The sequence below is a fragment of the Streptomyces sp. TN58 genome (genome assembly GCF_001941845.1).
GTDB lineage: Bacteria > Actinomycetota > Actinomycetes > Streptomycetales > Streptomycetaceae > Streptomyces.
Window position 1 is genome coordinate 2973509 of record NZ_CP018870.1, and the last position, 21535, is coordinate 2995043.

Genomic DNA, 21535 nt, shown 5'->3' on the forward strand with positions numbered 1-21535 from the left:
ACCGGGGCGGTGTCGCGTCAGCATGCTTGCGCCGCCGCCCCCCATGGCCCCATGTTTCCCTCCCTCCCCAGAGGTGCCTCGATGCTCCGTTCCCGTAAGCGCTGGGCGGCTGTTGCCACTGCGCTGCTCCTCTCCGCGTCCGCCGGCCCGGCGTTCGCCGCCGACTCCTACGAGGTGCCGCTGCACCAGGCGAAGGACCTGCCGATCTACGCGGCGCAGTTCAAGGGCAAGCCCGGCGAGACCTGCGCCTCCATACCCGCCACGAAGGACGGCTGGCACTTCATCGCGCCGGGCAGCCCCAACGAGGTCTCCTTCGTCAAGCTGACGGTGAAGTTCGAGCCGGGCGGCGAGCAGGTCATCACCACCTTCGGTCCTCCGAACGAGAACCACGCGTACGCGGCTTCGGAGCCCGGCGCGAAGCTGGTCTCCGCGGTCGCCCTGGTCGAGGGCACCACGGGCGGCGGCAAGAAGCTGGAGTGGTTCAACCTCTCGCACACCTGCCCGTCGACGGCGACCACCGAGCCGACGCCTTCGCAGTCCTCCACCACGCCGGCTCCGTCGACCTCGACCTCCGCTTCGACGTCGCCGAGCTCCAGCACGTCCGCTTCGCCGTCGGCGTCGGCTAGCACGAGCGCGAGCCCGTCGTCGTCGGGGAGCACGTCGCCCTCCTCGTCCCCGTCTTCTCCCGTTCCGTCCGCGTCGGCCTCGGGCGGTACGCCGGGTGGTGACCTGGCGAAGACCGGTTCGGACGCTCCGGTCGGGCTGCTCGCCACGCTGGCGGCCGCACTGGTCGCGGCCGGTGCGCTCCTGCTGGTCCGCCGCCGCAGGTCGGGCGCCGAGGGCTGATCCTCCCGGTGACAGCAGAGGGGTCCCCCGCGCCGGTCGGTGCGGGGGACCCCTCTTGCGTGGGTGGGGCGGTGGGTCAGCCGGTGTTGCGCAGACCCGCCGCGACGCCGTTGACGGTGAGCAGCAGGGCGCGGGCGAGCAGCGGGTCGGCTGCCTCGCCGCGGGCCGCGGCCGCCCGCTGGCGGGCCAGGAGGGAGACCTGGAGGTAGGAGATGGGGTCGAGGTAGGCGTCGCGTACGGCGAAGGTCTGCTGGAGCACGGGGTGGGAGTCGAGGAGCTTCTCGCCTCCGGTGATGCGCAGGACCTCGCGGACGGTGAGCTCGTGCTCGGCCTCGATGCGGGCGAAGACGTGCTTCAGGTGGTCGGGGACGAGGGTGTCGACGTAGTGGCGGGCGATCCGCAGGTCGGTCTTGGCCAGGGTCATCTCGACGTTGGACAGGAAGTTGCGGAAGAAGTGCCAGCGCTCGCCCATCTCGGTGAGGGCGTCCTCGTGGCCGGCTTCGCGCAGCGCCTTGAGGCCGGAGCCGACGCCGTACCAGCCGGGGACGATCTGGCGGGACTGGGTCCAGCCGAAGACCCACGGGATGGCGCGCAGGCCGTCGAGGCCGGCTCCGGAGTCGGGGCGGCGGGAGGGCCGGGAGCCGAGGTGGAGGTCGGCGAGCTGGTCGACGGGGGTGGCGGCGAAGAAGTAGGCGGGCAGGTCGGGGTCTTCGACGAGTTCGCGGTAGGCGGCGTGGGCGGCGTCGGAGACGGTGTCCATGGCCGCGTCCCAGCGGGAGAGGGCTTCGTCGGACTGGCGCGGCGCGGTGTGCAGGGCGGAGGCCTGCAGGGTGGCGGCGACGGTCAGTTCGAGGTTCTCGCGGGCGAGGGAGGGGACAAGGTACTTGTCGGAGATGACCTCGCCCTGTTCGGTGACCTTGATCTCGCCTTCGAGGGTGCCCCAGGGCTGGGCGAGGATCGCGTCGTGGGAGGGGCCGCCGCCGCGGCCGACGGTGCCGCCGCGGCCGTGGAAGAGGCGCAGGCGGACGCCGTAGCGGTGGGCCACGTCGCGCAGTCGGCGCTGGGCCCGGTGGATCTCCCACTGGCTGGTGGTGATGCCGCCGAACTTGGAGGAGTCGGAGTAGCCGAGCATGACCTCCTGGACGTCGCCGCGGAGGGAGACCAGGCGCCGGTAGGAGGGGTCGGCGAGCATTTCGTCGAGGATGACGTCGGCGGCGCGGAGCTCGTCGGTGGTTTCCAGGAGCGGGACGATGCCGATCCTGGCCCAGCCGGCGTGGAGGTCGACGAGGCCGGCTTCGCGGGCGAGGACCGCGGCGGCGAAGACGTCGTCGGCGCCCTGGCACATCGAGATGATGTAGGACTCGATGACCTCGGGGCCGAACTTCTCGAAGGCGTCCTTGACGGCGGCGAACACGCCGAGGGTCTTGGCGCCGGCGGCGTCGAGGGGCGCGGGGGTGGGGGCCAGCGGGCGGCGGGAGCGGAGTTCCTTGGCGAGGAGCTTCTGCCGGTAGTCGCGGGGCATGTCGGCGTAGCGCCAGGACTCCTCGCCGAGGCGGTCGAAGAGCTGGCCGAGGGCGTGGTGGTGGGCGTCGGCGTGCTCGCGTACGTCCATGGTGGCGAGCTGGAGGCCGAAGGCGGCGAGGGTGCGGATGGTGCGGTCCATGTGGCCGTCCGCGAAGAGGCCGCCGCGGTGCTCGCGCAGGGAGGTCTGGATGAGGGTGAGGTCGGTGATCAGCTCGGCGGTGCCGAGGTAGTCGCGGCCTTCCTCGTGGGGGATGCCCTTGGCCAGGCGCTCGCGGGTGTTGAGGAGCTTCTGGCGGATGCAGGTGGCCTTGAGGCGGTAGGGCTCTTCGGCGTTCAGCCGCTTGTAGCGGGGGCTGATCTCGGGGAGGCGTTCGAGGTCGGCCTGGAGGGAGGCGAGCAGTTCCTCGGTGGCTCCGGTGTAGCGGATGGAGTTGGACAGCAGGCTGCGCAGGAAGTCGACGAGTTCGAGGGCGTCGGTGATGCCGTGTTCGTGCTGGAGGATCAGCACGTCGCGGGTGACGTCGGGGGTGACGTTGGGGTTGCCGTCGCGGTCGCCGCCGATCCAGGTGCCGAAGGTGAGGGGGCGGGTGCCGGGGGGCAGCTCGATGCCGACGCGGCGCAGTTCGGCGGCCAGGTCCTCCAGGACGTCGCCGACGGCGCCGGCGTGCAGTTCGTCGAGGTAGTAGATGGCGTTGCGGGCCTCGTCGGCGGGCTCGGGGCGGACGACGCGCAGCTCGTCGGTCTGCCAGACGAGGTCGATGTTCTCGGCGAGGCGCAGGTCGTGGCGGCGGCGGTCGCCGGCGCCGGTGACGGGCTCCTCCAGGAGGGCCGCGATGCGGCGCAGCTTGTTGAGGACGCTGCGGCGGGCCGCCTCGGTGGGGTGTGCGGTGAAGACGGGGCGGACGTTGAGGTTCTTGACCGTCTCGCGCAGGTGCTCGGGGTCTGCGTCCTTGAGCATGTCGGCGGTGCGGGCGAGCAACCCGCCCTCGGCGGCGCGGTGGGCGCGCAGTTCCTTGCCGCGGTGGACCTGCTCGGTGATGTTGGCGAGGTGGAAGTAGGTGGAGAAGGCGCGCACGAGCTTGGCGGCGGTCTCCAGGTCGGTGTCGCCGAGGAGGGCGGCGGCGGCCTCGCCATCGGTGCGGGTGAGGGCGCGGACGCGTTCGACGAGGTCGAGCAGGTCCTGGCCCTCCTGGCGTACGAGGGTCTCCCCGAGGAGGTCGCCGAGGCGGCGGATGTCCGCGCGCAGTTCCGCGTTGGCGGTGGCGGCCGGGGTGGCGGGGGCCTGCTGGGCGGCCAGGGGGGTCTTGTCAGCACTGCTCACAGGTGCGGCTCCTTGCAGTGTTCGAGCGCTACTGGGCGGTGGGCTCCCGGCCGTACGCGGCGTGGACCCTCGGACTCCGTCCGGGGGACCGCCGCCGGTGAGGTGTGGCTCGGGCTGCCCGTGCGGACCGCGCTGTCCGACGGGGAACAGGATAGGTGTCCGACCCGTGTGCCTGGGCAAACGTCTCATAGGCCGAGTCGTCCGGGGTCGGCCGACCGGCGGGGGCGCGGGCGCACTCCGGTTGCCGTGGCCGCGCTCCTCTTGTCCCCGGCCCGGGCTTTGCCATACTTACGATGCCGTAGGTTACGGACCCGTAGGGTTTCGTGGCCGCGAGCCTGCCGACTTCCCTCACCCCCCAGGGGACCCTTCATGACCACCAGTCCCGATCTGAAAGAGGGTGCGTCCGCGCCCTCCGAGACATCCGTGCCGTCCGCGACGCTGGGCGGCGAGAGCAAGCGGTCGATCGAGCAGATCGCGCTGCTCCTGTTCATCACCGTCCCCTTCGTGGCGCTGCTGGCGGCGGTGCCGCTGGCGTGGGGCTGGGGGGTGAGCTGGCTGGACCTGGGCCTGATGGTGTTCATGTACTTCCTGGCCTGCCACGGGATCACCATCGGCTTCCACCGCTACTTCACGCACGGGTCCTTCAAGGCGAAGCGGCCGCTGCGCATCGTGCTCGCGGTGATGGGTTCGATGGCGGTGGAGGGTCCGCTGGTGCGGTGGGTGGCCGACCACCGCAAGCACCACAAGTTCTCGGACCACGAGGGCGACCCGCATTCGCCGTGGCGGTTCGGTGAGACGGTGCCGGCGCTGATGAAGGGCCTGTGGTGGGCGCACATCGGCTGGCTGTTCGACGAGGAGCAGACCGATCAGCAGAAGTACGCCCCGGACCTGATCAAGGATCCGGCCATCCGGCGGATCTCGCGGGACTTCATCTTCTGGACGATCTTCTCGCTGGCGATTCCGCCGCTGGTGGGCGGCCTGGTGACGATGTCGTGGTGGGGGGCGTTCACGGCGTTCTTCTGGGGCTCGCTGGTGCGGGTGGCGCTGCTGCACCATGTGACGTGGTCGATCAATTCGATCTGTCACGCGGTGGGCAAGCGGCCGTTCAAGTCCCGGGACCGGTCGGGCAACGTGTGGTGGCTGGCGGTGCTGTCGTGCGGCGAGTCGTGGCACAACCTGCACCACGCCGATCCGACGTCGGCCCGGCACGGGGTGCTGCGGGGGCAGGTCGATTCCAGTGCGCGGCTGATCCGCTGGTTCGAGCAGCTGGGGTGGGCCACTGACGTGAGGTGGCCGTCCGCGGCCCGTATCGACGCCCGACGCAGGGAAAACCGGCCGAACGCGGCATGATGGGGGGCGTGGCGATCGACGGCGGTACCAGCAGCGACAAGCCCAGGCGTGGCCGCCGGGTGCGGATGACGGGCGCGGAGCGGCGCCAGCAGTTGCTGGACATCGGCCGGGCCCTGTTCGCGGAGAAGGGTTTCGAGGGCACGTCGGTGGAGGAGATCGCGGCGAAGGCCGGGGTGTCCAAGCCGGTGGTGTACGAGCACTTCGGCGGCAAGGAGGGGCTGTACGCGGTCGTCGTGGACCGGGAGATGCGCCAGCTGCTGGACGGGGTGACGGGCGCGCTGACGGCGGGGCATCCGCGGGAGCTGCTGGAGCAGGCGGCGTTCGCACTGCTGGACTACATCGAGTCGTACACGGACGGTTTCCGGATCCTTGTGCGGGATTCGCCGGTCGCGCAGTCGACGGGTACGTTCGCGTCGCTGATCAGCGACATCGCCACGCAGGTCGAGGACATCCTGGGGCTGGAGTTCAAGGCCCGCGGTTTCGATCCGAAGCTGGCGCCGCTGTACGCGCAGGCGCTGGTCGGGATGGTGGCGCTGACGGGCCAGTGGTGGCTGGACGTGCGCAGGCCGAAGAAGGCCGAGGTGGCGGCGCATCTGGTGAACCTGGCGTGGCACGGGCTGGACGGCCTGGAGTCGAAACCGCAGCTGGTGGGACGCCGCAAGAGCTGACGTCCCCTGCGGCGTGGCGTCGCCCCGCCACCGGTGGTCCGGCGGCGGGGCGACGCGGCTCCGCGTCTCAGTGGCCGGGCTGCGCTTCGTACGGTTCCAGGAATTCGAGCCGGTTGCCGACGGGGTCCTCGGAGTAGAAGCGGCGGTGGCCCGGCAGGTTCTCGTCCCAGACGACCTTGGCGCCGCGCTCCTCCAGTCTGTGCGCGTACTCCTCGATGCCGGTCACCCGCAGGCCGGGGTGCGCCTTGCGGGCGGGCCGGAAGTCGTCCTCGACGCCGAGGTGCAGCTGTACGGGTCCGGCGGCGAACCAGCAGCCTCCGCGGGCGGCGAGAACGGGCGGTTTGGGGATCTCGGTCATGCCCAGTACGTCGGTGTAGTAGGCGCGCAGCCGGTCCTCCGAGTTCGGCGGTGCGGCGAGTTGCACGTGGTCGACGGCGGTGAGCACGGTCAGGCCTCCCTGCGGGCTACGGCGAAGATCCTTCGGAACGGGAAGACGGTTCCGCGCGGCCCGCTCGGGTAGGCCGCGCGCAGCCGGTCGCGGTATTCGGTGAGAAAGGCGTCGACGGCTTCGCGGTCGTCGCCGAGGGCGGTGAGAACGGGTCGCAACGCTGTGCCCTTGACCCACTCCAGCACGGGGTCGGGGCCGTGGAGAAGCTGGTGGTAGGTGGTTTCCCAGACATCGGCGGTGCAGCCCAGCGCGGTGAACCGGGCGAGGTATTCGGCGGGTTCGAGGAGGTGGATGTAGCGCGCGCCGTGTCCGGCGAGGCGGGAGCGCCAGCGCGGGGTGTCGCACTGCTCGGCGAGCAGGGCGTGGCTGGGGGCGGTGAAGTTGCCGGGGATCTGGAAGGCGAAGGTGCCGCCGGGGCGCAGGCCGTTGATCCAGGTGCCGAAGGAGCCGGGGTGGCCGGGGACCCACTGGAGGGCCGCGTTGGAGACGATCAGGTCGTAGGGCTCTTCGGGAAGCCAGTCGGCGATGTCGCCGCGGCGGAAGTCGAGGCTGCCGCCGCCGGCGGTGGGGCCGGCGTGCTGGTCGGTGGCGCGCTGGAGCATCTCAGGGGAGAGGTCGAAGCCGGTGATGGCGGCCTCGGGCCAGCGGGTGGCGAGGAGTTCGGTGACGTTGCCGGGGCCGCAGCCGAGGTCGGCGATGCGGGCGGGCCGGTTGGGGAGTTCGGGTATGCGGGCGAGCAGGTCGAGGAAGGGCCGTGTGCGGTGGCCCGCGTGCCGGAGGTACTGCTGGGGGTCCCAGGTGGGTGCGGACGGCGCGGTGGACGTGGGGGTCCCTGCACGCGCGGTATCGGAATACATGTTCGAGCCTCCCTGCTGGCGGGGCGGTCGGAAGCGGAATCTGTTCCGGCCCCCTCCATGCCCCATGCTCACTTCATTTATATCTCGATGTCAAGATACTTGTGATCGAGATACTCGGTATGAAGAGACTTCACATCGACAGATCCCTTACACTGAGCGGCATGGAGGACGAGGTCGACCGACTGGTGGCGGCATGGCGGCGGGAGCGCCCTGACCTCGACGTGGAACCGCTTGAGGTCCTGAGCCGCGTGAGCAGGCTCGCGCGCCATCTCGACCGTGCCCGCAGGCTGGCCTTCTCCGAGCACGGCCTGGAGCCCTGGGAGTTCGACGTCCTGACGTCGCTGCGACGCGCGGGCGCCCCCTACCAGCTCTCCCCCGGCCAGTTGCTGACCCAGACCCTCGTCACCTCCGGCACCATGACCAACCGTATCGACCGGCTCGCCAAGAAGGGCCTCGTCGAGCGGCTCCCGGACCCCAACGACCGCCGCGGGGTCCTGGTGCGGCTCACCCCCGAGGGCCGGGACCGCGCCGACCAGGCCCTCGCCGGGCTGCTGGCCCAGGAACGGGCCATCCTGGCCCAGCTCTCGCATAGCCAGCGCGGCGATCTCGCCGGACTGCTACGCCAGTTGACCGCTCCGTTCGACAACATCCCCGGCTAGGTCGGCGGGTCGTACGCCGGCCCGCCGGGCCAGGGCCACCGCGGCCAGGGTGGAGTGCACGCCGAGCTTGCCGAGCACGTTCTGCATGTGCGTGCGGACGGTGTGCGGGGACAGGAACAGTCTGGCCGCCACGTCCTTGCGGCCCAGCCCGGCCACCATGCAGCGCAGCACCTCGTGTTCGCGCGGGGTGAGGGACTCCACGAGCCGTTCGCTGTCCGTACGGTGCTTGCGCGCCGCGGTCAGTTCGCGGAGCACTCCGGTGAGCAGGGCGGGCGGGAGGTGCGTCTCCTCCCGCAGCACCCCGCGGACGACGGCCAGCAGGCGCGAGAGCGAGCAGTCCTTGGCCACCCAGCCCGAGGCACCCGCCTGCAGGGCGAGGGCGGCCCGGCGCGGCTCGTCGCGCTCGGCGAGGACGACCGTACGGACCCCGGGATGGGCGGCCCGTACTCCGGCCACGAGCGTGATGCCGTCCGCGGCGGGCGGCGGCGGCCCGGCCCCCGGCTCCCGCCGGCCCGGCACGGCCCCGGGGGCGGCGCCGAGGTCGGCGTCGACCAGCAGGACGTCGAAGCGGCGGCCCTCGGCCACCGCGCGTTCGAGGCAGCGCAGCGCGGCGGGGCCGCTGCCGGCCGCGGACACGTCCACGTCCGGCTCGGCCGCGAGCGCGGCTGCGAGCGATTCGGCGAAGATGCGGTGATCGTCGACGACGAGAACCCGGATACGAACCACAAAACCCCCAAGGGTAGGGGAACGGACGGCGGCGGGTACGGCGCCAGGACCGGGCGATCCGCAGGCCCCCGGCCGCCGCCGAGACATATCTGCACTACCCCGGACCGGACGCCGTACCCGACTTGTCTCGACCCCTGAACCAACACCGGCCCCCACCGGTGTCACGCATCAGCGTAGGGCCGGGGGCGGCTCGTGGTTGGCCGAATAGCAGAAGTTTTCCCCGCGGTTCTGGGGAGTGTGCGGGGTGAACGGGCTCGGCCGTGGCTGGAAACCGCCTGAATCGGGGGCCGTGGGGCGACTTCTGCGCGGGCGCGTGCCATGGGCAGTTGCACGGAGGGCATTTCACCCGGCGCGCACACGCCGGGCGCCCGCGCACAGCGCCCACCCAAGGCGCGCACCCCCAACACACACGCCCCCGCCGAGCACCGGCCCATCCCCGCCCGCCCTCGCCGACACCGCTGCACCGGCGAGTGAGCCGAAGGGGCGCGCCGGGGAGTGGGGGCGAGCGCGCGGAGGAAACCGCGAGGAACGAGCGGTTTACGAGCACGCACGACCCCACGAGCCGGCAACAGCCGCCCCGCAGGCGAACCGAGCCACGAAAGAAGGCGCGAGTGAGCCGGCAAAAGGCGCCCGTCCCGGAGGCGAACCGAGCCCGCGAAAAAAGGGGGAACGAGCGGTTTACGAGCACGCACGCCCTCACGAGCCGGCAACAAGCGCCCCGGAGGCGAACCGAGCCCTAAGAACGGGCCCGGGCGAAGTTCCAGGCGTCCTGGATGATGCCGGTGAGGTCCGAGCGGTTGGGGGTCCAGCCGAGGCGGTCGTGGGCGGTGCGGGCGGAGGCGACCAGCATGGCCGGGTCGCCGGCGCGGCGCGGGGCGATGACTTCGGGGATCTCGCGGCCGGTGACCTTGCGGACGGTTTCGATGACCTCGCGTACCGAGAAGCCGTTGCCGTTGCCGAGGTTGCAGATGAGGTGTTCTCCGGCGGTGGCGGAGCGGAGGGCGGCGAGGTGGGCTTCCGCCAGGTCGGCGACGTGGATGTAGTCGCGTACGCAGGTGCCGTCGGGGGTCGGGTAGTCCTCGCCGAACACGGAGATCGACTCGCGTTCGCCGAGGGCGACCTGGAGGACCAGGGGGATCAGGTGCGTTTCGGGGCTGTGCCGTTCGCCGTACTGGCCGTAGGCGCCGGCCACGTTGAAGTAGCGCAGGGACACGGCGGCCAGGCCGTGCGCCACACATTCGCCCGCGATCATGTGGTCGACGGCGAGTTTGGAGGCGCCGTACGGGTTGGTGGGCGCGGTCACGGAGGCTTCGGTGAGCAGGCCTTCGGTCGGCTCGCCGTAGGTGGCGGCGGTGGAGGAGAAGACGAGCCTGCGTACGCCCGCTTCGCGCATGGCGGTGAGCAGGGCGAGGGTGCCGCCGACGTTGTTCTCCCAGTACTTGCCCGGGTTCACCACGGATTCGCCGACCTGTGAGGAGGCGGCGAAGTGGAGTACGGCTTCGTAGGAGGGGTCGAAGTGTCGGGCGGCGTCCTGGATCCGGCCCTCGATGAAGGTGGCGCCCGCCGGGACGCCGACGCGGAAGCCGGTGCTGAGGTCGTCGAGGACGGTGACTTCGTGGCCGGCCTCCAGGAGGTGGGCCGCGACCACGCTGCCGACGTATCCGGCGCCACCGGTTACCAGGTACTTGCTCACTCGCCTACTGCCTCTCGCGGGGGACCATGCGCGTGTACGTGCGCATGCTTCGGGCACTGGCTTACCCGATGTGGCACCCGCGGGGGAAATCGGCGGCCTGAGCGGTGGCCGACGGCAGCCTCACCGGCGGCCCTCCCCGGCCGCCCGCTCAGGTCTGCGGCGAGGTGGGCGGCGGCTCGGGGAGGGCCCGGTCGAGGAGGCCGGTTCGGGCGGCCAGCGCGGCCGCCTCCAGCCGTGATCCGACGCCCAGCTTCATCAGGACCCGCTGTACGTGCGTACGGGCGGTGCTCGGTGCGATCGCCATCCCGGCGGCGATCAGCCGGGTGTCCTCGCCTTCGGCGACCCGCACCAGCACTTCCACCTCGCGCGGGGTGAGCAGCCGCAGCAGCCGGCTGCCCTCGTCGTCGGGCTGGACGGCGGGGTTGAGGAGTTCCGCGAAGGCGCCTTGGAGGAGTTGGGGGGCGATGGCCGCTTCTCCCGACCTCGCCTTGGCCAGCGCCCGCTCGACGCCTTCGATGCGCTCGTCCTGGCGTACGTATCCGCAGGCGCCGGCGGCGAAGGCTGCGGCGATCCCGCGCGGGCTGGGCACCGGGCCGAGGACGACCACGGCTGTCTGCGGGCGTTCCCGTTTGATGCGGACGACGGGTTCGAAGGCTCCGGGCTCGGCGGGGTTGGCGGTGCCGAGGAGGCAGACCTCCGGGGCTCGGCTGATGACGAGTTCGGCGGCGCCGGCGGCCGGGGCCGCGGCGGCCAGTACCCGGTGGCCGCGCAGTTTCAGGGCAGAGGCCAGCGCCTCGGCCAGCAGTCGGTGGTCGTCGACCACCACGACGCGTACGCCCATTGAGGACCACCCCCCACCCTTCTGACCCGGCAAGCTACACGCTTGTTCGACGGCGTGAAGGGGTTACCGCGCAGAAGCCCCCGAACGGTACGGACCGTTCGGGGGCTTCGGTGGTGCTGTGCGAGTCAGCTCGCGGTGTACGAGACGAAGAGGTACTCCGGGTCGTCCGAGTACGGCTTGCTGACGTTCTGCTTGGCCATGAAGAGCTTGCCGTTGCGGTAGCGGAACTCGGAGGAGAACTCGGGCGAGAAGCTGGTCTCGATGCGCCGGAGGTCCCTGTCGGCCGGGTTCTCCATGAGGAGGGTCTCCTTCATGGTGCTGCCGTCGATGCTGACGATCTGGCCGCCCTTGTCGTACGGGGGGACCTTGTAGGCGATGATGTTCGACCCGTCCATGCGCAGCGGGTAGATGGTGTACCGCTCGCCCGCGTCGGCGCGGTCGGTGGTCTGCTTGCCGGTCTCCAGGTCGAAGGAGAGCAGTTCGTTGGTGCGGCCGCTGCTGGACTGGCCCTGGTGCTCGGCGGAGGGTACGTAGATCTTGCCGTTGCCGACGACCATGTTCGAGCACTTCTCGACGTCGGTGGAGGCGCACTTGGCGGCGAAGGTGCCCGCGGCGAGCGGGATGCGGGCCTTCAGCTCGCCCTTGGGGTCGACGACGAAGAGGTCGCTGACGCCCTTGCCGCCCTTGGCGTTGTCGCCGACGTCGGCACCGACGACGAAGGGCTTGGTGGAGACGATGTGCGCGTACTCGATGCCCTCGGACAGCTTGTACGAGGCGGTGGGTGCGCCGGTGGCCGGGTCGAGGATCTGTGCGTGCAGCGTGTAGTTGGGGTGCCGGCCGCACTTGCGGATGGCACCGAGGGCTTCGCCGCCCGCGTAGCCGGTGTCGCGGCAGCTCTCGCCGTCGACCTTGGGCTGCCACAGGTTCTTGCCGTCGGCGAGGTTCCAGGCGGCGCCGCCGCCGGAGACGCCGCCTGCGGCGACGGTCTTGCCGCTGATGGTGATCTCGGAGAACTGGACGGGCTTGTCGCCGCCGTTGGCGCTCTTGACGTTGCCGGACCAGACGAGCTTGCCGGCTTCCAGGTCGATGACGCCGACCTCGGTGCACGGCGGGTACTTGTTCTCGGGCGTGGACTGGGCGGGCCTGAAGAGGACCGCGCTCTTGTTCTCGCTGATGTGGTGGGTGGCGCCGCAGATCTCGCCGTTGAGGGGGATCTCCCACTTCTTGGCGCCGTCGACGAGGTTGTAGCCGACGACCTTCGACACGTCGGACTTGACGTAGGTGGTGTCGGTCAGCCAGGAGCCGTTGGCGGAGACCAGGTCGGTGACGGCGGGGGCCGGATGGTTGTAGAGAATCTTCGACTTGGGGTTGCCGGGTACCTTCTCGCTGCCGGGCGTGGAGGGCTGGTTCTTGTCGCCGCCCGGGGAGGTGCTGGGGTCGCCCTGCGCGGTGGTCCCGCCGCCTGCGTCGCCGGAGGCGTACCAGAGGCCGCCGCCGACGATCAGGACGATGGCCAGGAGGGCCGCGCCGACGATCGTCAGCTGGGTGCGCTTGTCGCCGCCGGTGCCGGCCGGCGGGGCGGGGGGCACGGGCGCGCTGTACGGGGCGGGCGCGGGCTGCTGCGGGTAGCCGTAGCCGGGGTCGGCCTGCGGGTAGCCGTACGCGGGCTGCGCGGCCGGCGGCTGCGGGGCGGCCGCGGGCGGTCCGGCAGGCGGGCTGGGCGGTCCGGCAGGCGGGCTGGGCGGTCCGGCGGGCGGCGTGGGCGCTCCGAACCCGCCCGGCGCGGGATCCTGCGGCGCTCCGAAGCCGCCGGACGGCGGCTGGTTGGGGGGCGGCGGGGTACTCATCGGTTGCTGTTGCCTCTCGCTGGGCGGCTCGTCGGGCGGATCGTCGGGCGGGTCGTTGGACGGTTTCTCACTTGCCGAAGACCATCAGGAGCTTCTCGTCCTTGTCCTGGGCGAGCAGGCGGGAGGTGGAGATGAAGAAGCGCCCGTCCGCGTAGTCGACCTGCGGGGAGTAGAAGGAGCTCTCGATCGGTGCGGAGGGGCCCGACGGGTGGCGCAGGAGTGCGGTGGGCGTGCTGCCGTCGGCCGGGATGGACAGGACCTCGCCGCCCGTGTTCGCCTCGGCCTTGCGGTAGGCGATCAGCTGGCCGTTCGCGGCCTTCACCGGTTCGAGGGTGCGGCCCTCTCCCGCCGGTACGCGCCACTTGGCCTTGCCGGTGGTGAGGTCGAAGGCGACGATCTCGTTGGCCTTGCCGATGGCGGCCTTGGTGGGCAGGTAGAGGGTGCCCGCGTCGGCGACGGCGGTGGCGCAGCCCTGGAGGCTGTCGTCGTAGCTCATGCTGCACTCGGTGGAGAAGCTGCCCTCGCCGGAGAGCGTGGTGCGCTGCTTGCCGTCGGGTCCGAGGACGACGACGGAGTTCTCCTTCGAGGAGGCGTTCTTGAGGTGCAGGACGACCGGGTCGACCGAGTAGACGCGGGAGACCTTCCAGCCCTTGGGGAGGCGGTAGGTCCAGGTCTTCTTGCCGGTGGCCGGGTCGGCGTCCTGGATCTCGACGGTCATGTCGGCGTCGTTGCAGGTGGCGATGCCGATCAGTTTGCCGCTGCCGGCGGCGTAGGCGCCGGGCACGCAGCCCTCGGAGGGGCTGCCGAAGAGCTTCTCACCGGTGCTGATCTTGAAGGCGGTGGCGCGGGTGAGCCGGTTGACGGTGACGACGTCCCCGGTCATGGCCAGGCTGGGGTCGAGGAACATGTCGAAGGCGCTCTCCTTCGCCACCTCCTTCGACCAGCCTTCCTTGCCCGCCTTGAGGTCGACCATCCGGATCTGGTTGCAGTTGGCGGTGTCGGAGGGGCCGTCGGCGTACATGACGACGGTCTTGCCGTCGTCGGTGGTCGCCCGGGTCGTGCCGCAGATCTTCGCAGGGAAGGTGATCGTCCACTTCTCTTTGCCGTCGGCCACCGCGTAGCCCTTGATCGTCTTGTCGACGGTCTTGGCCACGGTGTCGCCGACGACCCACTGCCCCTTGGCGGGCACCCCGGCACCCGGGCCGTCGATCTTGGTGGTCTTGAGCCAGAGGACCTTGTCCTCGCCCTGCTTGCGGCCGGCGTTGAGGTCCGTCTGCTGGTTGCCGCCGGGGCCGCTGCCGTCGCCCATGTCCACGGACGGGGAGGCGGAGGGCTTGGCGTCGCCGGACTCCTGGGCCACGGGCTGCTTGGGGTCCTCGTCGCCGCCGAAGGCTACGTAGCCGACGCCGCCGAGGACGAGGACGGCCGCGACCGAGGCGGCGACGATCAGCGTCAGCTTCTTCTTCGGCGGCATACCGGGCGCGCCGGGTGTGCCGGGCGCGGGCGGCTGCAGGTTGTGGGCCGGGTACGCCGCGACGGTGGGCGGCTGCTGCGGGTAGGGCTGCTGGTGCCCCGGGGCGGGCTGCTGCGCGTAGGGGTTCTCGCCCTGCGGGTATCCGTAGCCCTGTTGCGGGGGGCCCGGCAGGTGTCCGTAACCGGAAGGGGTCGGTGGCTGGTTCGGCGGCTGGGGCGGCTCGGTCATCAGCGCACTTTCGGCTTCGGGGGGTCGGGGAGTTTGACCTTTCTATCACTGACGCCGCGCATACAACGGACCGGTCCGCCCCCTGTTCCCAAGGGAGGACCGGCCCGTGATGCCCTCGTTATCCGGCCAGTTGGCTCCGAGGACCGGCGGAATCTACGCCTCCTCGGCCAGCTCCAGCCAGCGCATCTCCAAGTCGTCCCGGTCGGAGAGCAGTTCGCGCAGCTCCGCGTCGAGCTTGGCCACCTTGTCGTAGTCGGTGGAGTGCTCGGCGATCTGGGCGTGCAGGTTTCCCTCGCGGTCGGCGAGCTTGTTCAGCTGCCGCTCGATCTTCTGGAGCTCCTTCTTCGCGGCGCGCGAGTCCCCCGAGGAGCTGGACTTGGCCGCGGCCGCGGCCGGTGCGGGTGCCGGGGCGGCCGCCTCGATCATCCGCTGCCGGCGCTCCAGGTACTCGTCGAGGCCGCGCGGCAGCATGCGCAGGCTGGCGTCGCCGAGCAGGGCCATCACCGTGTCGGTGGTGCGCTCGATGAAGAACCGGTCGTGGGAGATCACGATCATCGAGCCGGGCCAGCCGTCGAGGAGGTCCTCCAGCTGGGTCAGGGTCTCGATGTCGAGGTCGTTGGTGGGCTCGTCGAGGAAGAGGACGTTGGGCTCGTCCATCAGCAGGCGCAGGATCTGCAGCCGGCGGCGCTCGCCGCCGGAGAGGTCGCCGACGGGCGTCCACTGCTTCTCCTTGGTGAAGCCGAACTGCTCGCACAGCTGGCCCGCCGTCATCTCGCGTCCCTTGCCGAGGTCGACGCGGTCGCGGACGCGCTGGACGGCCTCCAGGACCCGCAGGGACGGGTCGAGTTCGCCGACCTCCTGGGAGAGGTAGGCCAGCTTGACCGTCTTGCCGACGATGACCTTGCCCGCGGCGGGCTGGGCGTCGCCCTGGCTGCGGGCGGCCTCGGCGAGGGCGCGCAGGAGGGAGGTCTTGCCGGCGCCGTTGACACCGACGAGGCCGACGCGGTCGCCGGGGCCCAGGTGCCAGGTGAGGTGCTTGAGGAGGGTCTTGGGGCCGGCCTGGACGGTGACGTCCTCAAGGTCGAAGACGGTCTTGCCGAGGCGGGCGTTGGCGAAGCGCATCAGCTCGGACTTGTCGCGCGGCGGCGGGACGTCGGCGATGAGCTCGTTGGCGGCCTCGATGCGGTAGCGGGGCTTGGAGGTGCGGGCGGGGGCGCCGCGGCGCAGCCAGGCGAGCTCCTTGCGCATCAGGTTCTGCCGCTTGGTCTCCTCGGTGGCGGCGATGCGTTCGCGTTCGGCGCGGGCGAAGACGTAGTCGCTGTAGCCGCCTTCGTACTCGAAGACCTCGCCGCGCTGGACGTCCCACATGCGGGTGCAGACCTGGTCGAGGAACCAGCGGTCGTGGGTGACGCAGACGAGGGCGGAGCGGCGCGTCTGGAGGTGGGCTGCCAGCCAGGAGATGCCCTCGACGTCGAGGTGGTTGGTGGGCTCGTCGAGGATCAGGAGGTCCTGGTCGGCGATGAGCAGCTTGGCGAGGGCGATGCGCCGGCGCTCGCCGCCGGAGAGCGGGCCGATGACCGTGTCGAGGCCCTGGTTGAAGCCGGGCAGGTCGAGGCCGCCGAAGAGTCCGGTGAGGACGTCGCGGATCTTGGCGTTGCCGGCCCACTCGTGGTCGGCCATGTCGCCGATGATCTCGTGGCGGATGGTCGCGGCGGGGTCGAGGGAGTCGTGCTGGGTGAGGACGCCCATGCGCAGGCCGCCGGACTGGGTGACGCGCCCGCTGTCGGGCTCCTCCAGCTTGGCGAGCATGCGGATGAGGGTGGTCTTGCCGTCGCCGTTGCGGCCGACGACGCCGATCCGGTCTCCCTCGGACACGCCGAGGGAGATACCGTCCAGCAGGGTACGTGTGCCGTACACCTTGCTGACTGCCTCGACATTGACCAGATTGACGGCCATCAGACGCGCTCCAGGGAAAGGGTGTGGATCAGCCCCTCAGCCTAACCCTCCGGACCGTGGCGGACCGTTCCACCAGGAAGGCGCCGCCCAGCGCCATGGCGATCGCGGCGGGTGCGGTGACCGGGACGGCGACGAGGGTGGCGGTGTGGCCGTCGAGGAGGCCGCCGAGGCCGGTCATGGAGACCCCCAGGACGCCGAGGAGGCACAGGGTGATCCCGAGGGCGGCGACGGGGCCGGCGGCGGATCCCGTGGGCCCGGCCGGATGGGCGGGCGCGGGGGCCTCGAAGCGGCGGAACAGGGCCACGAACAGGCCGGTCAGCGCCGCCGCGGCCAGGAGCCGTACGGGGACCTGCGCCCACCAGGCTGCGCCGGCGGGGGCGGGGAGGTCCCTGCCGAGGGCGAGCTGGGCCCCGTACACGGCGAGCATCGCGGTGAGGTGCCAGAGGAAGGCGGTCATGGCGACCCCGTTGGCGGCGACGACCGTCCGCCACACGCGGGGGCGCCGCAGCCAGGCGCCCGCTGGCCGGGCGGCGAGCTGTACGGCGCCGACGAGCCACAGGCCGTGGCAGAGCAGGGCGAGGGTGGGCGGGGCCATGTTGGAGACCTTCTCGCCGGGCATTCCGACCATGGACAGCGGGTACGGGCCGCAGGCGACCAGCAGCACGGCTCCGGAGAGTCCGCCGGCGGCGAGGAGGGCCGGCCGGCGGATCCGGCCGTCGGCGCGCAGGAAGCCGAGCTGGTGGACGGCGAGCCAGACGAGGGCGAAGTTCAGGAACTCCACGTACGGGACGCCGAGCGCGAAGCGCAGTACGTCGACGAGCGCGGCGGCGCCGGCCAGCGCGGCGAAGGCCGCCCAGCCGTGGCGTTCGTGGAGCTTCAGCAGCGGCGGGGTGAAGGCGACCATGGCCAGGTAGATCCCGATGAACCACAGCGGCTGGGTGACCAGCCGCAGCGCGGCGCCGGTCAGGGTGCCGCCGCCGTGGCCGGCGAGCTGCACGGCGAGCGCGACCACCGCCCACACCAGGACGAAGGCGAGGGTGGGGCGCAGCAGCCGGCGCAGCCGGGCCCGCAGGAAGGCGGCGTAGACGGAGCCTTCGCCGCGGCGGGCCAGGGAGCGGTAGGAGAGCGCGTGCGAGAAGCCGCCGACGAAGAAGAAGACGGGCATGACCTGCAGCGCCCAGGTGAGCGGTTGCAGGGCGGGCACGAGGGCGAGCAGGTTCCCTATGCCGTCCGTGCTGACGGCGGCCATCAGCCAGTGCCCGGCGATGACGGTGCCGAGCGAGGCGACGCGCAGCAGGTCGACGTACCGGTCGCGGTCGGCTGGGGTGGCGGCGGCGATGTCGCGTGCGCTGGCTGTCATGGGACCACGGTGTCCGCGACGGGGTGCCCCCCGACAGGGCGCGGATACTCAACTCCGGCCTAGGTACCGCCCCGCGGGCGGGCCTCGAACGCCGACGGGGCCGGGCGGGGCCGGGGATTTCAGCCTCGCCGGCGTTCGAAGGCGCGGGGGTCCGGGGGCGGCGCCCCCGGCAGCGGTCCGTGGGGTCAGGACGGCAGGGCCGTGGCGCCCGGGGCCGGGGAGGTCGCCACGCGGGTGGCGCGGCAGGTGCCCGAGGCTTCGAGGGCCGCGGCCGCCTTCAGGGCGGCCTCCTCGTCGGTGACGAGGAAGGCCGTCGTGGGGCCCGAGCCGGAGACCAGGGCGGCCAGGGCGCCGGCGGCGAGCCCGGCGTCGAGGGTCGCCCGCAGCGAGGGCCGCAGCGACAGGGCGGCCGGCTGGAGGTCGTTGGCCAGGGTGGCGGCCAGCGCCTCCGGGTCACCGGAGGCGAGGGCCGCGAGGAGGGCCGGGGAGGCCTGCGGCTCCGGGACCTCCGTGCCGGCGGTGAGGCGGTCGAACTCGCGGAAGACGGCCGGGGTGGACAGCCCGCCGTCGGCCACCGCGAACACCCAGTGGAAGGAGCCGGCGGGGACCGGGGTGAGGACCTCGCCGCGGCCGGTGCCGAGGGCGGCGCCGCCGACGAGGCTGAAGGGGACGTCGCTGCCCAGCTCCGCGCAGATGTCGAGCAGTTCCTCGCGCGGGGTGTTCAGGCCCCACAGGGTGTCGCAGGCCAGGAGGGCCGCGGCGCCGTCGGCGCTGCCGCCCGCCATGCCGCCCGCGACCGGGATGTTCTTGGCGATGTGCAGGTGGACGTCCGGGGCCAGGCCGTGCCGGGCGGCGAGGATCTCGGCGGCCCGCGCGGCGAGGTTGGTGCGGTCCAGCGGGACCTTGTCGGCGTCCGGGCCCTCGCAGGTCACCGTGAGCGCGTCGGCCGGGGTCGCCGTCACCTCGTCGAAGAGCGAGACGGCGAGGAAGACGTTGGCCAGGCCGTGGAAGCCGTCGGGCCGGGCCGCGCCCACCGCCAGCTGGACGTTGACCTTCGCCGGGACCCGTACGGTGACGGGCGCCGTGCGCGTGCTCTCGACGCGCGTGGTCTCGGGGCGCGTGCTCACAGGGCGGGCCTCTCCGGTGCGGGCTTGTGCTCGGCGATCGCGGCGAACTGCTCGACGGTCAGGGACTCCCCGCGGGCCTGCGGGGAGACGCCCGCGGCGACCAGCGCGGCCTCGGCGCCTGCCGCCGAGCCGGCCCAGCCGGCCAGGGCGGCGCGCAGGGTCTTGCGGCGCTGCGCGAACGCGGCGTCGACGACGGCGAAGACCTCTTCCTTCGAGGCACTGGTCTTGATCGGCTCGATGCGGCGTACGAGGGAGACGAGCCCGGAGTCGACGTTCGGCGCGGGCCAGAAGACCTTGCGGCCGATGGCTCCGGCGCGCTTGACGTGCGCGTACCAGTTGGCCTTGACGGAGGGCACCCCGTAGACCTTGTTGCCGGGCTCGGCGGCCAGCCGGTCGGCGACCTCCGCCTGGACCATGACGAGGGTCCGCTCGATGCTCGGGAACCGGTCGAGCATGGTCAGCAGGACGGGCACGGCCACGTTGTACGGCAGGTTCGCCACCAGTGCGGTCGGCGGCGGGCCGGGCAGCTCGGTGACCAGCATCGCGTCGGAGTGGACCAGCGCGAAGCGGTCCTGCTTCGCCGGCATGCGGGCTTCGATGGTGGCGGGCAGGGCGGCCGCGAGGATGTCGTCGATCTCGACGGCGACGACCCGGTCCGCGGCCTCCAGCAGCGCGAGCGTCAGCGAGCCCAGGCCGGGACCGACCTCGACGACCACGTCGTCCGGGCGGACCTCGGCGGTGCGCACGATCCTGCGCACCGTGTTGGCGTCGATGACGAAGTTCTGCCCCTTCTGCTTCGTCGGACGTACGCCGAGGGCGGCGGCCAGCTCCCGGACGTCGGCGGGGCCGAGGAGGGCGTCGGGGGTGCTGGGCGCGGAATTGTCGGGCTGCTGCTCTGCGGTGCTCACCGGTAAAGCGTCTCAGATCGGCCGAGCGGTCCCGACGACGACGTGGACCTGCCGCGCCGGACGGGGCCCCGCGGCCTACGAGGTCAGCCTGCGGCCGCAGTGCGGCCACGGGCTCGCGCCCCGCTGCACGTAGAGCTTCTTCGCCCGGTAGGTCTGCTCGGCGGCCGGGGCATCCTGGGGGCGGCCGCTGCCGCCGAGGCCCTGCCAGGTGCGGACGTCGAACTGGTACAGGCCGCCGTACGTCCCCGAGGCGTCGGTGGCGGAGGGGCGCCCGCCGGACTCGCAGCGGGCCAGGGCGGCCCAGTTGAGGCCGTCCGCACCGGAGACGGAGCTCGGCAGCGGCCTGGTGCCGACCCGGACCAGCTGGGTGACGGGCTCGCGCACGACCTCGTCGGCGACGGCGCGGGGCTTCTGGCGGACCCCGTTGACGGTGCGCAGGCTGTAGGTGACCCGGCGCGCCCCGGGCCGGCCGGCGCGCTCGACGACCATGGTCCCGGCGAACAGGTCGCCGTCCTCGACCCGCTCCGTCTCGAAGGGGATGCGCTCCTCGCGGACCTCGCGGGTGCCGGTGATCCGGAGCACGGTGACGGTCTGGCCGTCGCGCGGGAAGGCGGTGGGCGGCACCGAGGTGGTGTCCTGGCCCCGGAGGGTGATGCCGGCCTGGTCCAGGGCCTCCTGGACGGTGGCGGCGTTGGTGCGGATGGTGCGTTCACGGCCGTCGGCCATGAAGGTGACGCTGCGCTCGGTACGGACGCTGAGGGTCAGGCCGGCGCGCGGTACGGCTGCGGTGCGCGGGGCGGAGAGGTAGGCACCCTCGGCGCGGATGCCGAACTGGCGCAGGGCGCCCTCGACGGTGCGGGCGGTGGTCCAGACCTGGCGCTGCTGCCCGTCGAGGGTCAGCCTCAGGGGGCGGCCGTAGCGGACGACGACGTCCTCGCCGTCGTCGAGGGGTTCGCCGGGGGCGGGGGCGACGAGGTCGTGGGGGCCGATGGCGAGGCCTTCGGCGGCGAGCAGGTCCTCGACGTCGCCGGCGAAGGTGTGCAGCTCCCGCGGGACGCCGTCCACGGTGAGGCGTACCGATTTGTCGGCGGCGACGAAGGCGGTCGTGCCGCCCGCGAGGAAGGCGACGACCAGGGCCTGCGGCACGATCCGCCGCCAGGTACCGGTGGCGGCCGCGGGCGGGGTGGGGCCTAGGAGCACCGGTCCCTCGGCCCGGCGGCGGCCGGTGCCGGCCGGGGGCTCCTCGACGGCGGTACGGCCGCGGGGCCGTCGGCCCGCGGCGAACCCGTCGGCGAGGGTCGGCGTCGGCGCGGGGGCGCGGCGGCGGCCGGTTCCCGGGCCGGATGCCGGCCCGGGCCGTTCGCCGTCCCGGCCCGCGGTGTCCGGGCGGGCGGCGGGGACCGCGGCGCGCCGGCGGCGTACGGCCGGCCGGTCGTCGACGCGGGGGACGGGGGCGGGGACGGTGACGGCAACGGGGACGGCGGGCTGGGTGTCCCAGGAGGAGGGGCCGGTGTCGGCCGGCACGGGGTCCACGGGCCCGGGACCGGCCAGCCCGTGCCCACCGGCCCAGGGATCCGCGGGCCCGGGACCGGCGAGCCCGGGAACCGCCGGCCACGGATCCCCGGGCCCTGGGTCGGCGGGCCCGTGCGCGCCGGCCCAGGGATCACCGGGCCCCGGATCACCGGACCAGGGATCACCGGGC

General features: G+C 72.5%; 17 protein-coding genes. 4 read left to right on the forward strand and 13 right to left on the reverse strand.

Annotation, left to right across the window (positions count from 1 at the left end):
* Positions 1-81 precede the first annotated feature (81 nt).
* The gene (locus BSL84_RS13470; protein ID WP_030027106.1) at positions 82-846 is read left to right on the forward strand and encodes an LPXTG cell wall anchor domain-containing protein; all 765 of its coding nucleotides are present in this window, start codon (positions 82-84) and stop codon (positions 844-846) included.
* 76 nt (positions 847-922) lie between these two features.
* Here BSL84_RS13470 and ppc read toward each other — a convergent pair whose 3' ends face one another.
* Positions 923-3691 carry a phosphoenolpyruvate carboxylase gene (gene ppc / locus BSL84_RS13475; protein WP_030027105.1) on the reverse strand — a complete coding sequence of 923 codons (2769 nt, stop codon included), beginning with the start codon at positions 3689-3691 and terminating at the stop codon, positions 923-925.
* 369 nt (positions 3692-4060) lie between these two features.
* On the opposite strand from ppc, the gene BSL84_RS13480 reads away from it, so the two are divergent.
* Together BSL84_RS13480 and BSL84_RS13485 are read left to right on the forward strand one after the other, a co-directional pair.
* A complete protein-coding gene (locus BSL84_RS13480; RefSeq protein ID WP_030027103.1) occupies positions 4061-5041 on the forward strand; it encodes an acyl-CoA desaturase in 981 nt (326 codons plus the stop codon).
* Positions 5041-5709 carry a TetR/AcrR family transcriptional regulator gene (locus BSL84_RS13485; RefSeq protein WP_030027101.1) on the forward strand — a complete coding sequence of 223 codons (669 nt, stop codon included), beginning with the start codon at positions 5041-5043 and terminating at the stop codon, positions 5707-5709. Before BSL84_RS13480 ends, BSL84_RS13485 begins: the two co-directional genes overlap by 1 nt.
* 67 nt (positions 5710-5776) lie before the next feature.
* On the opposite strand, the gene BSL84_RS13490 is transcribed toward BSL84_RS13485, so the two are convergent.
* The gene (locus tag BSL84_RS13490) at positions 5777-6154 is read right to left on the reverse strand and encodes a VOC family protein (RefSeq protein ID WP_030027100.1); all 378 of its coding nucleotides are present in this window, start codon (positions 6152-6154) and stop codon (positions 5777-5779) included.
* 2 nt (positions 6155-6156) lie between these two features.
* On the reverse strand, positions 6157-7014 hold the full coding sequence (locus BSL84_RS13495) for a trans-aconitate 2-methyltransferase (RefSeq protein ID WP_030027099.1): 858 nt from the start codon (positions 7012-7014) through the stop codon (positions 6157-6159).
* Between the two features lie 161 nt (positions 7015-7175).
* On the opposite strand from BSL84_RS13495, the gene BSL84_RS13500 reads away from it, so the two are divergent.
* The gene (locus BSL84_RS13500) at positions 7176-7673 is read left to right on the forward strand and encodes a MarR family winged helix-turn-helix transcriptional regulator (RefSeq protein WP_030027098.1); all 498 of its coding nucleotides are present in this window, start codon (positions 7176-7178) and stop codon (positions 7671-7673) included.
* Here BSL84_RS13500 and BSL84_RS13505 read toward each other — a convergent pair.
* The 10 genes from BSL84_RS13505 to BSL84_RS13550 all read right to left on the reverse strand — a co-directional run bounded on the left by BSL84_RS13505 (position 7632) and on the right by BSL84_RS13550 (position 21357).
* Positions 7632-8399 carry a response regulator transcription factor gene (locus BSL84_RS13505; protein ID WP_045321777.1) on the reverse strand — a complete coding sequence of 256 codons (768 nt, stop codon included), beginning with the start codon at positions 8397-8399 and terminating at the stop codon, positions 7632-7634. The genes BSL84_RS13500 and BSL84_RS13505 overlap by 42 nt on opposite strands.
* A gap of 736 nt (positions 8400-9135) precedes the next feature.
* Entirely contained in the window at positions 9136-10092 is a 957-nt protein-coding gene (gene galE, locus BSL84_RS13510; protein ID WP_075970427.1) for a UDP-glucose 4-epimerase GalE, read from the reverse strand.
* 148 nt (positions 10093-10240) lie between these two features.
* Positions 10241-10933, reverse strand: a complete 693-nt coding sequence (locus tag BSL84_RS13515) for a response regulator transcription factor (RefSeq protein ID WP_030037382.1) — start codon at positions 10931-10933, stop codon at positions 10241-10243.
* 125 nt (positions 10934-11058) lie between these two features.
* A complete protein-coding gene (locus BSL84_RS13520) occupies positions 11059-12780 on the reverse strand; it encodes a PQQ-binding-like beta-propeller repeat protein (protein WP_075970428.1) in 1722 nt (573 codons plus the stop codon).
* 67 nt (positions 12781-12847) lie between these two features.
* A complete protein-coding gene (locus BSL84_RS13525) occupies positions 12848-14482 on the reverse strand; it encodes a PQQ-binding-like beta-propeller repeat protein (RefSeq protein WP_030030900.1) in 1635 nt (544 codons plus the stop codon).
* Positions 14483-14635: 153 nt separating this feature from the next.
* Positions 14636-16438, reverse strand: a complete 1803-nt coding sequence (locus BSL84_RS13530; protein ID WP_030030899.1) for an ABC-F family ATP-binding cassette domain-containing protein — start codon at positions 16436-16438, stop codon at positions 14636-14638.
* Between the two features lie 28 nt (positions 16439-16466).
* Positions 16467-17798 (reverse strand): acyltransferase family protein, encoded by a 1332-nt coding sequence (locus BSL84_RS13535; protein ID WP_075970429.1) that lies wholly within the window; start codon positions 17796-17798, stop codon positions 16467-16469.
* A gap of 185 nt (positions 17799-17983) precedes the next feature.
* On the reverse strand, positions 17984-18925 hold the full coding sequence (locus tag BSL84_RS13540) for a 4-(cytidine 5'-diphospho)-2-C-methyl-D-erythritol kinase (protein WP_075970430.1): 942 nt from the start codon (positions 18923-18925) through the stop codon (positions 17984-17986).
* Positions 18922-19833: a 16S rRNA (adenine(1518)-N(6)/adenine(1519)-N(6))-dimethyltransferase RsmA gene (gene rsmA, locus BSL84_RS13545; RefSeq protein ID WP_075970431.1), complete on the reverse strand. Its 912-nt coding sequence runs from the start codon at positions 19831-19833 to the stop codon at positions 18922-18924. Before rsmA ends, BSL84_RS13540 begins: the two co-directional genes overlap by 4 nt.
* Before the next feature lie 75 nt (positions 19834-19908).
* A complete protein-coding gene (locus BSL84_RS13550) occupies positions 19909-21357 on the reverse strand; it encodes a resuscitation-promoting factor (RefSeq protein ID WP_079273444.1) in 1449 nt (482 codons plus the stop codon).
* Between the last annotated feature and the right edge of the window lie 178 nt (positions 21358-21535).